Source organism: Pseudomonas sp. IT-P176 (genome assembly GCF_949767245.1).
Lineage (GTDB): Bacteria > Pseudomonadota > Gammaproteobacteria > Pseudomonadales > Pseudomonadaceae > Aquipseudomonas.
Genome location: NZ_CATKPN010000027.1, coordinates 89,120 through 101,808, shown reverse-complemented (window position 1 = coordinate 101,808; position 12,689 = coordinate 89,120). Strand labels below are relative to the sequence as shown.

Here is a 12,689-nt window from a genome sequence, read left to right as displayed (position 1 = left end):
CGATGCAAAACTTTCCTAGCGAATTTTTCCCCCAGCGCATCACCCACGACCCATTGACGGCCGCGCCGCTGATTCATGCCGGCCTGATGAACGATGACAGCCGGGTGCGTATCACCTTCGAGGGGCGCTCGCTGCAAACCGCCGAACTGCGGGCCCGGGTCGCGGCCCTGCAGGCGGTGCTGGCCGCGCAAGGGCTGCGCCCCGGGCAACGGGTGGCGGTGATGCTGGGCAACAGCGACGAGCAGATCGTGTTGATCTACGCGTTGATCCTGTCCGGGCTGGTGTGGATTCCAATCAATACCCGGCTGCGCGGCCCGGGGCTGGATTATCCGTTCGAACACGCTCGGCCCGAACTGGTGGTGGCGGACGCCGAGTTCGAGCCGCTGCTGCGCCAGGGTGCGGCCGCTGCTTTACCGTACCAGTCGATCACGGCCTTGCACCGTGCCGCCGAGGAGTATCCGGATGCGCCGTTGCAATGGCTGGATAGCGCCAGCGATGCGCCGCTGTGCCTGATCTACACCTCGGGTACCACCGGTGCCCCCAAGGGCGTGATCTTTACCCATCGGATGATGCGCATCGCCGGCGAGGCAGTGTTGCTGGTGGCCGATGTGCAGGCGGGCGATCGCCTGCTGTTGTGGGAGCCCCTGTGCCATATCGGTGGCGCGCAAATGTTGTTGCTGCCATTCCTGGCCGACGTCCAGTTGAACGTGGTGCAGCGTTTTTCCGCGAGTCGTTTCTGGGACCAGTGCGCGGCGGTCGGGGCCACGCAGTTGCATTACCTGGGCGGGGTGCTGGACATCCTCATGCAGCAGGATGCCGCCACCTGGCCGACCGCGCATAGCCTGCGCACGTTGTGGGGGGCGGGGGTGTCCGTGAACAACTGGGCGGCCATCGAACAGCGTTTCGGCTGCCAGTTGCGCGAGTGCTACGGCATGACCGAATGCGCCAGCTTCGCCACCCTCAATCGCAACAACAAGCCGGGCTCTGTGGGCCAGCCGCTACCCTGGTTGACCCTGGAATTGCTGGACGCCGAAAACCAGCCGGTCGGTATTGGGCAGTTGGGCGAGATCGTGCTGTCGAGCAGCGTGGAGGGCGTGTTTCTGCCTGGCTACCTGGATAACCCTACGGCCACTGCCCAGGCGTTGCGCAACGGACGTTTGTACACCGGTGACATGGCGCGCCTGGATGCCGATGGCGACCTGTTCTTCGTCGGGCGCCGGACCGACAGCATGCGGGTACGCGGCGAGAACGTGTCGGCCTGGGAAGTGGAGCGGGTGTTCAGCAGTCATCCGGCGGTGCGGGCTTGTGCGGCGGTGGGGGTGCAATCGAGTATTGGCGAGCAGGAAATCCTCCTCTATGTGCAGTTCGAGGAGCATGCACAGGTCGACTGGCCCGCCATCGTGGAGTGGGCGAGCCAACGCCTGGCGTCGTACCAGCAGCCGCGGTACTACCGGGCAATCGCCAGCTTCGAGATGACCCCCAGCGAGCGGATCAAGAAACACCTGCTGGCGCGCACCCTCGACGGTGCGTGGGACGGGCAGGGGCAGCGAGCGTAGAGGCAGGTTCAGGCGGGGGAATTTCACTAAGAGTTCGTGCCAGGTGACAGGCTGTCAGTGAATAGCGATAGACTGTGTCCAACAAACCGCATTCCTTCATTTCACGACGCGATGTAAAGCACCCATGGCCAACCCCCGCTCGCCGAAAAAACCGGCAACTGATCCCACCGCTTCCTCGCTGTACGTGCAATCCGTGGAGAAGGCCATGAAAGTGCTCATGGCCTTCGATGGCAGCCAGCGGCAACTGTCGCTGTCGGAAATTGCCGGGCTGACGGGCATGGACCTCAGCGCGGCGCAGCGCTTCACCCATACCCTGGCCACCCTGGGCTACCTGAACAAGGACCAGGGCAAGAAGTATGAGTTGTCCCCCAAACTGCTGGATTTCACCTTTCATTACCTCAGCTCCAGTGAGCTGGTGAACCGTGCCGCGCCGTACTTGCAGCAGTTGAGCGCGGAAACCGAGGAGGCGACCAACCTCACGGTGATGGACGACACCGACATTGTGTTTGTCCAGCGGATCGTCAGCCGCCATGTGTTCAACGCCAACGTAATTGTCGGCACCCGCTTGCCAGCCTGGTGCACCGCACCGGGCCTGGCGTTGCTGGCGACTTACCCGGATGACGAGGTCAACGACATCTTCGACCGCAGCCAGTTCGTCCAGCACACCCCGGCCACCATCACTGATCGTGGGCAGATCTGGGCCAACGTGGAGCAGGTGCGCCAGCAGCGGTTTGCCCACGTCGAGGACCAGTTTTTCTACGGCGACGTGTCCACCGCGGCAGCCATTCTCGACGGTTCCGGGCGCGGGATTGGCGCGGTCAACGTGGCAGTGTCACGTTCGCGCTGGGTCGCTGAGCGGGACATGCGCCGCTACGCCGACCTACTGATCTCCACCGCCTCCTCGATCTCCGCGAAACGCAAAAGCTGAGTCCCAGCCACCGGTTTTGCATACCCCCGCTAGCCCTGTAGGAGCAGCTTGCCCGCGATGGCGGTGTGTCAGGCAGCATCGATGTTGACTGTGCTGGCCTCATCGCGAGCAAGCTCGCTCCTACAGTGGTTTGTGGTGCCCGCAGATTTTGCATACACCCAACGAAACCTGTGGGAGCGGGCTTGCCCGCGATGGCGGTGGGTCAGGCAGCATCGATGTTGACTGTGCTGGCCTCATCGCGAGCAAGCTCGCTCCCACAGTGATTTTGGCTGTTCGCAGATTTTGCGTACACCATCGAAACCTGTAGGAGCGAGCCTGCTCGCGATGGCGGTGGGTCAGGCACCAATGATGTTGAATGTGCCTGCCTCATCGCGAGCAAGCTCGCTCCCACAGTGATTTTGGCTGTTCGCAGATTTTGCGTACACCATCGAAACCTGTGGGGGCGAGCCTGCTCGCGATGGCGGTGGGTCAGGCACCAATGATGTTGACTGTGCCTGCCTCATCGCGAGCAGGCTCGCTCCTACAGTGGTTTGTGGTGCCCGCAGATTTTGCGTACACCCATCGAAACCTGTGGGAGCGGGCTTGCCCGCGATGGCGGTGTGTCAGGCAGCATCGATGTTGACTGTGCTGGCCCCATCGCGAGCAAGCCGCAAGCGGGCGCCGCAAGCGGGCGCTCGCTACTACACCGCCGATAACGCCTGGGAACGGGCATGGGCTGCCTGGGTTGCGGCTTGAATCAGTTGGCGCAGGGCCTGGTCCTGTTCGAACACGCTGATGGCCGCTGCCGTGGTGCCGTTGGGGGAGGTGACGGCGGTGCGCAGTTCGACCAGGTCTGCGTTTTCCTGGGTTTGCTGGCGTGCGGCGCCCAGGGCGGTCTGGCGGGCCAGGTTGAGTGCCAGTTGCGGTGGTAGGCCGAGCAGGACGCCGGCCTGGGCCAGGGCTTCGCTGAACAGGTGGTAGTAGGCCGGGCCGCTGCCGGAGATCGCGGTGACGGCATCCAGCAGGCTTTCCTGTTCAAGCCAGTAGCTACGTCCGACGTTGTCGAACAGTTGGCCGACCTGGGCGCGCCGTGTCGCATCCAGCCGGGCGTCGGCGTACAGCCCGGTGCAGCCGGCATTCACCAGCACCGGGGTGTTGGGCATCGCCCGGATCACCGGGCAGCGACGGGCCAGCGCCTGATCGAGGGCGTCGCAGGTGATGCCGGCGGCGACGGAGATGACCACCGCGTCCTGGCAGATCAGGTCCGGCAGGGACGCCGCGACGCTGCACACTTTGTCGGGCTTGACCGCGAGCACAATCAGGTCAAAGGCTTGCGGCGCAATGGCCTGTAGATCCGGGTACAGGGTTGCCCGCAGGCCCGCCTGTGGATGCGGATCGACGGCGCTAACTGCGTCAACCAGACCGTTGGCCAGCCAGGCTTCGCCCATGGCGCTGCCCATGCGTCCGTAACCGATAAAAAGTACGTTCATGCGGTGATCTCCGGATAAGCCCCAGGGCTTGGTTTGACAAACAGGGCGCGTTGCCGCCCGAGTACATTGGCCTTCCTGCAGTCGCGCACCGAGTGCGCACCCAGCAGGGTCATGGCCAGTTCCATTTCGTTGCGCAGCATCCGCAGGCTGTCGGTGGCGCCTTGCTGGCCGGCGGCTGCCAGGCCCCACAGCGGCAAACGCCCGACCATCACCGCATCCGCTCCCAGCGCCAGGTACTTGAGCACATCGCTGCCGCGGGTCACGCCGCTGTCGGCGATGATCTGCAGGTCGCCGCCGACGGCCTCGGCGATGGCCGGCAGGACTTGGATAGGCGCGGGCGCGATGTCGAGATTACGTCCGCCATGGGCCGAGACGACGATGGCATCCGCGCCTTCGTCCCGGGCAAGCAACGCATCCTGGGGGCTCAACACGCCCTTGATGACCAAACGCCCGTGCCAGCCACTGCGGATCTGCCGGATGTCGTTCCAGGTCAGGCGATTTTCCAGGCGCACCGCCTCATGGACTGCCTGTTGGGTGACCGCACCGCGAAACTGTGCCGGGTAATGCCCATAGGAAGGCATCCCGCTCGCCAGCCATTGGCGCAACCAGACCGACACCAGCCAAGAGGGATGGCCCAGCACATCCAGCAGCAGCGCGAGGCTGGGTTTCAAGGGAATAGAGAAGCCGTTCCTGACGTTGTATTCGCGTTTCGGACTGACCGGCGTGTCGGCGGTGATCACCAGGGTATCGACCCCGGCCGCCTGGACGCGTTCGAGCAACTGGCGAGTGAGGTTGCGGTCTTTCCACACGTACAACTGGAACCACAGATTGGTATCCGGCACCTGCTTGCGGATCTCTTCCACCGTGGTCACCGACTGGGTGGAAACGCAGAAGGGAATGCCCAGGTCACGCGCGGTGCGCGCCAGTTTTATCTCCCCCTGGAACGACACCAGTCCCGCCAATGCCGTGGGCGCGATGACCAGCGGCATGGCCAGCGCTTGCCCCAACAACGGGGTGCGCAGCTCCGGTTGATCGACGCCATTGAGCAGGGAAGGCGTCAACGTGATCTGGTCCAGGCTGGATCGGATGCGTAGCAGTGCCTGTTCATCCTCACTGCCGCGATCGATATATTCAAACAGTGCCTTCGGCAACCGTTGCCTGGCCCGGGCCCGGTAATCAATAAAGTTCAATAAGGATGACATAAGCCCTCGTCCAGACATGCAGGCAAACGCAACCGAGACTTATAAAGCCCGGTTGTTATTGATTGCCGATGTACGCGCTAAGTTATGAAATTGATGCGGGTTTCAGGAGAAAAACTTCTTCGCGGAAATGGAAGTCGCCACCACTTGAACATGTTGGGCGAGTTCTTCTTCGACGCGTTCTTTAGTCCAGCGAGTGGTCGGTACCGCGATAGTAATGGCCGCGATTGCATGGCCATGTTCATCCAATATGGCCGAGGCCACGGCAATATCTCCCAGTACGGTTTCATTGGCGATGATCGCGTAGCCGGTTTCAGCCGCGCGTTGCATGCGTTCGAGTAATAAACCCTTGTCGGTGACGGTATGCGGGGTCAGTGCCCGCAGTTGGGTGGCCTCGATCGCCGCTTCCCGCTCTTCAGCGCTGCAGTGGGACAGGATGGCGGTGCCCGAGGCGGTGAATATCGCGGGCAGGCGGCTGCCGACCATGATGTCGACGTTGATCAAGTGCCGGCCCGGATAGCGCCCCACGTAGACCACTTCGTGGCCATCGAGCTCTTGCAGGTTAGTGGTTTCGCCCAGGGTACTGCTCAGGTCCACCAGGTACGGCGCGGCCTTGTGCAGCAACTCATGGGCACAAAGAAAGTTGTAGGAAAACTGCAGCACTTTGGAAGTCAGTGCGTAATCCCGAGTGTTGTGTACGCGGCGTAGATATCCCAGAGCTTCCAGGGTAAATACCAGGCGTTGTGCGGCACTGCGATCAAGCCCCGACAAGGTGGCTATTTCCGAGAGCGGCATTTGCCGTTTCGGATGGTCGAAGGCATGCAGTATCTGAAAGGTCTTTTCAGTAGAGCCGACATACAATGACGAATTACGAGGATCGCCAACTGCTTCTTTTGCAGTTTTTTTTGTGGTTTTGGTTGGGCGAGAATTCGGCATTTGTTGAGCGGTCCATAAATGTCATGACATTGGATTGTGGCATTCACCTGTGCCCTTGCATAGCGCAGGGGCACTGGCGTGGCAGCCGTTGTTTTGAACTAGCGGGCCGCGGTTGGGGCCTTCTCGAACATGTCCAGAAGTTTGCTGTATTCGACTCTCAGTGCATTACGCAGATCTTCCTTCGGCTCACGCAGGGGCGCGAGCAGGGCAGGGGCGTTGACCCCGATCAGGTCCATCACCGACTTCATCGGCCCGGGGTTGGTTTCGGAAAACGCCAGGTTCATCAGCGGAATCAATTGCCGGTGCAGCGCCAGCGCCTCGGCAGTTTTGCCGGCGCTGGCGAGGTCGAACACCCGGCGCCAGGTTTTCGGCAGCAGGTTGGCCGTGACCACGATCCCGCCTGTTGCACCCGCCGCCACTTGCAGCGGGAACAGCGTGTCTTCGCCGCTGAGTACGGCGAACTCAGGATCGACGCCGGCGATCACCCGCAGGAAGTGGTACATGTCGGTGTTGCAGGCCTTCATGCCGATGATGCGCTCATGCCGGGACAGTTCGTGCAGCACCTCGGGATCGATCGAGATCCGCGTGCGATAAGGAATCTCGTAGATCAGGATCGGCAGCGGCGACTCATCGGCGTAACGCAGGAAGTAGTCGCGGATGCCCAGTTGGGTCGGGTTGGTGTAGTAGGGCGTGATCACCAGCAGGCCATCGGCGCCGGCCTTGGCAAAGTCCTGCGCCGCGGTCATCGCGTCGTGATAGCCGGTGTCCAGCACCCCGCAGATCACCGGCATGCGCTGGTCGGCGAGCTTGGCGCAGAGTTCGACGAAGCGCACCCGCTCATGCCTGGACAGGGCACCGTACTCGCCGGTTCCGCCCAACGGCACCACGCCGTCCACGCCTTGCCCGGTCAACCAACTGAACAGCGCTTCGGTGGCGGTTACATCAATCGTGTCATCACTCTGCACCGGCGTGGTAATGGCCGGGAAAATACCTTTGAGGTGTTCAGAACTGAGCATGGATGTTTCTCCTTTGATCATGGGTTACGGGCTCAGCGCGCCAGGCTGCGCTGACGCAGGCGATCGGCGCCGAAAATCAGCAGGGTGATGAAAATCAGCAAGCAGGTGGAGACGGCGGCAATCACCGGTGAAACCTGCAAGGTCACCTCATCCCAGAACTGCTTGGGCAAGGTGGCGTTGAGGCCGCCCGACGAAAACAGCGCAATCGTCAGTTCGTCGAACGAGGTGGCGAAGGCAAACAGGAACGCGGAAAACATCCCGGCGCCCAGCAGGGGGAAGGTCACGTGGCGCAGGGTTCTCAGGGGGCTGGCCCCCAGGCTCTGCGCGGCCAGGTCCAGGCGCTGGTCATAGTTGCGCAGCACCGCGATCATGGTCATCACCACGTAGGGCACGCACACCACAGTGTGGCCAATGATCAGGCCGATGGACGTACCGACCAGCTTCAGCTCGGCGAACATGTAGAACAGGCCGAGGGCAATGATCACTCGTGGCGCGATGATCGGCGACAGCAGGAACGCCAGCAGGATCGCCTTGCCACGGATCCTGCCGCGGGCCAGGAGAAACGCTGCGGGAACGCCGATCAGCATCGACAGAATGCCCGCGCCGGTCGCCACCGTCAGGGAGCGCACCAGGGCCTGGGTCCAGACCGGGGTATTGAGCATTTGCTCGTACCACTGCAGCGTCATGCCCGAAGGTGGCCACTGCAGGCCGGCACTGCTGAAGGAGATCGGGATCATCAGCAGCGCCGGCAGACTGATCAGCACCAGCACGGTCCAGACGAAGACACTGAGCACCAGCGGCGTACCTTCAGCGCTCTTGCGCCGGCGCTTGAACGACAGGCGCGCGATCAGCCAGTCGCTGACCGCACCAATGCCCGCCAGCACCGCACTGCCTGCACGTCGCGCCAGGGTGTCGCGGCGGGCTTGGGCGGACGGGTCTTCGCCGGTGAGGGTGGCGAAGCCGAAGATCCGGTCATAGATCACGAAGACCACCAGCACCACCACCAGCAACAGCACGGAAATAGACCCGGCCAGTTCCCAGTTCAGGGTCTGTTGCACCTGATCGATAATCAGTTGGGTGATCATGGTTTCCTTGCGCCCACCCAACAGCGCCGGAACGATGAAGAAGCCGATGGCAGTGACGAACACCATGATGGTGGCGGCGGCCACGCCGGGCATCGACAGCGGGAAGTAGATCGTCCAGAAGGCCGTGCCCGGACGCGCGCCCAGGGTCGAAGCGGCGCGGGGCAGGCTGCGGTCGATGTTCTCCATCACTGCGAGCATGGTCATGACGGCGAGCGGCAGCATCGCGTGCACCATGCCGGTGAGGGTCGCGCCGGTGCCGTAGAGCAGGTTGATCGGTCTGTCGATCAGGCCCAGGGACATCAGGAAGTTGTTGGCCACCCCGTTGCGTCCCAGGATCACCACCCAGGCGAATGCCCGGACCAGGAAGCTGGTCCAGAACGACAGGAGCACCAGGAACACCAGGCGGCTCTTGAGCTTGGCCGGCGCCGTGGAGATCAGGTAGGCCACCGGATAGCCCAGCACCACCGACAGCACGGTGGTGGCCAGGGAGATCTTGAAGGTGATCCACAGCACGTTGAGGTACAGGCTCGAGGCGAACAGGTGCCGGTAGGCGTCGAGGGAAAAGCCCTCCGGCCCGAGGATGCTCAACGACAGCAGGCGGCCCACCGGATAGGCCAGGAACACCGCCAGCAGCACCAGCAACGGCGCGATCATCAGGCTGTTCTTGGCCCAGGCTGGCATCGGCGCAGAGGCTGCGCGAGAGGTAAACAGGCTCATGGGAACGCCGCCTTGGGTTGTTCGGTGATGGCAACGGCGTCCGAGGCGTGCCAGGACAGGGAGACCTTGTCGCCGCGCTGGAAGCTCTCGCCATTGACCCGGGTCGGGAAGGCCGAGACCAGCGCGGGAATGCCTTCCTCCTCGGTGCTCATGTAGACCTTGGTCAGGCTGCCGGTGACCATCACATCGCTGACGCTCGCCTGCAGATGGCGCACGTCGCCGTCCGTGGCTTTGGCAATCAGCATGTTCTGTGGGCGGACCATGATGTGGATGTGCGCGCCCGGCAGGTTCTCACCGTTTGGCGTGGCGCTGGCCTTGATCCCACGGCTGCCGACCAGCACATCGAGCACCCCGTCCTGGGAGGCGACGATCTGCGCCGGCAGCAGGTTCGACTCACCGAGGAAGTCGGCAACGAACAGCGTGCGCGGGCGGAAGTACAGGTCATCGGGGGTGCCCAGTTGCTCGATCTTCCCGGCGTTCATCAGGCAGATGCGATCCGACATGGTCATCGCCTCTTCCTGGTCGTGGGTCACATAAATGATGGTGGTTCCCAGCTCCCGGTGAATGCGCTTGATCTCCAGTTGCATGTGTTCGCGCAGCTTCTTGTCGAGCGCGCCCAGGGGTTCGTCCATCAGGATGATCGAGGGGCGATAGACCATGCAGCGCGCCAGCGCGACCCGTTGTTGCTGGCCGCCGGACAACTCCTTGGGATAACGCTGGGCGATGTGCGGCAGTTTGATCATGTCCAGGGCGGCCATGGCCCGCTCACGGGCCTCAGTCGCCGAGACCTTGCGCATCTTCAGCGGGAAGGCAATGTTCTCCAGGATCGTCATGTGGGGAAATAGCGCGTAGTTCTGGAACACCACACCAATGTCGCGATGATGGGGCGCCAGGTACGTCACATCGTTGTCGCCGATGGACACCTCGCCGCCATCGGGATGGGTGAGGCCGGCCACCAGGCTGAGCAAGGTGGTTTTGCCGGAGCCGGAAGGACCGAGCAGGGTCAGGAACTCCCCATCGGCGACGGTCAGGTCGGTTTGGGCGAGGGCCACGAACTGGCCATAATTTTTAGCGAGCTTCTTTACGGTTAGGCTGGAAGAGGACATGGCGAAGACCTGAAGACAAGGGGCAGGAAATATCGGGCCCGCCGCGTGGCGGACCCGTCAGCGGGGTCAGCTCAGGAGCCATGCGTTATAGCGTTCCAGCGCCGTGCCCTGTTTTTCTGTCCAATACTGGGCATCGATCGGTAGCCCCTTGGCGATGTGGTCGGGGTAGGAGGGGCAATCGGCGGCCACGGCCGGGTCGATGAAGTCAAAGGCCCGGGGATGGGTCACACCGGCGGGGAAGTACTTGGTCAGTGCAGCCTGGCGCTCGGGGTCGCAGGTGAACTTGATGAACTCGCGGCAGGCTGCGGCGTTGGGCGTGCCCGCCAGGATGGCCCAGCTGTCCAGGCCCCAGATGTTCTGGTCCCAGACGATGCCGACCGGGGCATTGGAGCTGCGGGCCGATTGCGCACGCGAGACCCAGACCGGCACCATGTCGACTTCGCCGGACACCAGCAATTGCTCGACTTGCGCGCCACTGGTCCAGAACACCGAGACGTCATTCTTGATTCTGTCGAGTGCCGAGAATGCCCGCTCCAGGTCGCAGGGGTAGACGTTGGCCACGGCAACCCCGTCGGCCAGCAGTGCCTGCTCGATGGTGTCGAAGGGGTGACGGCGCAGGGCGCGGCGACCGGGGAAACCCTGCACATCGTAGAAGTCTTTCCAGGAGGTAGGTGCCTGGCGCCCTTCGAAGGCGTCCTTGCGATAAGCCAGCACGGTGGTGTAGACGTTGGTGCCGACTCCGTATTCGGACATGAAGTGCTCGGGCATCTGCGCCACGATGGGGTCGTTGCCCAGGCCGTGGGCCTCGAGGTATTTCTTCTGGCCCTGGGTGAGCATCTTGATTGCCGGCTGGCTGATCTTGGCCATGTCCCAGGTGTAGGAACCGGCATCGACCATCGACAGGATCTGCGCGGTCGGCTCGGCGTTGGCCTGTACGCCAATCACCTCGATTCCCGTCGCCTCCTGGAACGGCCGATAGAACACCTCGGTGTAGGCCTTGGTGTAGACGCCGCCATCATCGCGCACCACGATGCGTTTGGTTTGCGCCCGCAAGGACGACCACATGCTGCTCGTCGACAGTGCGACGGCCCCGACCACACTGGCCTTGAGCACGCTGCGGCGTGACCAGTTATTAATGTTGTTGCCCATACTCCTGACCTCTCTTCGCGATATTGTCGATAGTCGCTATCGTCACTAGGGATGTTTGTTGTGGGTTTTATTTTTCAGGCGGTATAAGTCGGCCCGGGTTGAACAGGCCAAGGGGGTCGACGGCGTGTTTGATCGCCCGCATCAGGGCGAGCGAAGCCGCGGATTTATAGTTATGCATTTCATCGAGCGAGGTTTGCCCGACGCCATGTTCGGCGCTGAAGGTCCCGGCCAGTTCGGCGGCCACGTCATTGACCGCGCGACGCAGTTCACGGGCGAGGGCTTCGGTTTGCTCGAGTCCGTCCCAGACCGCGAACGGGAAGAACGGAATGTAGTGAATGTTGCCGTCACCCATGTGCCCGACGATCACGATCTGCGCTTGCGGAGCAAGCTTCGCCACCGCGGCGTTGGCCCGCTCGATGAAGGTCGCGATGGTGGACACCGGCACAGCGCAATCGGTGGTCAGGCCGATGCCGCCTTTCTTGTTGGCTTCCGACACGCTGTGGCGCAGTTCCCACATGGCGGCCTGCTGGCCTTGACTGGAAGCGATGCTGGCGTTGTCGACGATGGCCTGGTCGAACGCCTGCTCGAGGATGGCCGTAAGGGCCGCCTCGGGGTCGGCGCTGCCCGCGGTATCCGCCAGCTCGATCAGCACGTGCCAGGGATGCCGGGTATCCAGTGGCGAGCGGCGCTGCGGCACGTGCTCCACTACCAGGTCCAGTTGCAACTGGTTCATCAGCTCAAAGGCCGACAGCGATGAGCCCGACAGCTGGCGGGTGAGCACCAGCAGCTCGATCGCTTGGGCCGGGCTGCTGACGCCGACCCAGGCCACTGCGCAGCGCGTGGGCAGGGGATGCAGCTTGAGCACGGCGGCGGTGATGATCCCCAGGGTGCCTTCGGAGCCAATGAACAGATGCTTGAGGTCGTAGCCGGTATTGTCTTTGCGCAGGGCCCGCAGTTCCGAGCAGATGGTGCCATCGGCCAGTACCACTTCAATGCCCAGGACGTTGTCGCGGGTGTTGCCATAACGCAGTACGGAGATGCCCCCGGCGTTGGTGGCGATGGTGCCGCCGATCTGGCAGGAACCTTCGGCCCCCAGGCTGACCGGGTACAGGCGTCCGGCGTCCCGCGCCGCTTGCTGCACGTTAGCCAGGACGCAGCCGGCCTGCACTTCGATGGAGTTGTTGACGGGGTCGACGAGGCCGATGCGGCGCATGCGCTGCAGATTGATGATCACCGGAGCCGGCCCGCTGGAAGGCGGCACCGAACCACCGACCAGGCCGGTGTTGCCACCTTGAGGCAGCACGGGCACGCGGTGCCGGTGACAGCAGGCCACTACCGCTGCCACTTCTGCGGTGCTGGCCGGACGGGCGACACACAGCGCCGCGCCACGGTAGCGCCCACGCCAGTCCTCAAGGGAAGCGGCCATTTCGCCGGCGTCGGTAATCAGGTTGTTTGCACCAAGCAGAGCGATGAGCTCGTCGACCAATGACATTCGCTGACTCCAGTAATCTCAATGCAATTAAAGTAA

At 62.9% G+C, this 12,689-nt stretch carries 10 protein-coding genes; 2 read left to right on the top strand and 8 right to left on the bottom strand.

What is annotated here, in order from left to right:
• Positions 1–2: 2 nt before the first annotated feature.
• Both ACM6IP_RS02190 and ACM6IP_RS02185 read left to right on the top strand, forming a co-directional pair.
• A complete protein-coding gene (locus tag ACM6IP_RS02190; RefSeq protein WP_414860861.1) occupies positions 3–1,556 on the top strand; it encodes an AMP-binding protein in 1,554 nt (517 codons plus the stop codon).
• Positions 1,557–1,680: 124 nt separating this feature from the next.
• Positions 1,681–2,484 carry an IclR family transcriptional regulator gene (locus ACM6IP_RS02185; protein WP_401126834.1) on the top strand — a complete coding sequence of 268 codons (804 nt, stop codon included), beginning with the start codon at positions 1,681–1,683 and terminating at the stop codon, positions 2,482–2,484.
• Positions 2,485–3,164: 680 nt separating this feature from the next.
• Here ACM6IP_RS02185 and proC read toward each other — a convergent pair.
• The 8 genes from proC to ACM6IP_RS02145 all read right to left on the bottom strand — a co-directional run bounded on the left by proC (position 3,165) and on the right by ACM6IP_RS02145 (position 12,653).
• The gene (proC, locus tag ACM6IP_RS02180; RefSeq protein ID WP_414860860.1) at positions 3,165–3,953 is read right to left on the bottom strand and encodes a pyrroline-5-carboxylate reductase; all 789 of its coding nucleotides are present in this window, start codon (positions 3,951–3,953) and stop codon (positions 3,165–3,167) included.
• Complete coding sequence (locus tag ACM6IP_RS02175; protein WP_414860859.1) at positions 3,950–5,155, bottom strand: alpha-hydroxy acid oxidase; 1,206 nt, start codon at positions 5,153–5,155, stop codon at positions 3,950–3,952. Before ACM6IP_RS02175 ends, proC begins: the two co-directional genes overlap by 4 nt.
• Positions 5,156–5,257: 102 nt before the next feature.
• Positions 5,258–6,088 (bottom strand): IclR family transcriptional regulator, encoded by an 831-nt coding sequence (locus ACM6IP_RS02170; RefSeq protein WP_095170790.1) that lies wholly within the window; start codon positions 6,086–6,088, stop codon positions 5,258–5,260.
• A gap of 98 nt (positions 6,089–6,186) precedes the next feature.
• Positions 6,187–7,104, bottom strand: coding sequence for a 4-hydroxy-tetrahydrodipicolinate synthase (gene dapA / locus ACM6IP_RS02165; protein ID WP_095170788.1), 918 nt, complete (start codon positions 7,102–7,104; stop codon positions 6,187–6,189).
• A gap of 32 nt (positions 7,105–7,136) precedes the next feature.
• Positions 7,137–8,906, bottom strand: a complete 1,770-nt coding sequence (locus ACM6IP_RS02160; protein ID WP_320332519.1) for an ABC transporter permease subunit — start codon at positions 8,904–8,906, stop codon at positions 7,137–7,139.
• The gene (locus ACM6IP_RS02155; protein WP_095170784.1) at positions 8,903–10,012 is read right to left on the bottom strand and encodes an ABC transporter ATP-binding protein; all 1,110 of its coding nucleotides are present in this window, start codon (positions 10,010–10,012) and stop codon (positions 8,903–8,905) included. The genes ACM6IP_RS02160 and ACM6IP_RS02155 overlap by 4 nt, the downstream gene beginning before the upstream one ends.
• Positions 10,013–10,078: 66 nt before the next feature.
• On the bottom strand, positions 10,079–11,161 hold the full coding sequence (locus tag ACM6IP_RS02150) for an ABC transporter substrate-binding protein (RefSeq protein ID WP_095170782.1): 1,083 nt from the start codon (positions 11,159–11,161) through the stop codon (positions 10,079–10,081).
• 67 nt (positions 11,162–11,228) lie between these two features.
• Positions 11,229–12,653, bottom strand: coding sequence for an FAD-binding oxidoreductase (locus ACM6IP_RS02145; RefSeq protein WP_414860858.1), 1,425 nt, complete (start codon positions 12,651–12,653; stop codon positions 11,229–11,231).
• Positions 12,654–12,689: the final 36 nt, after the last annotated feature.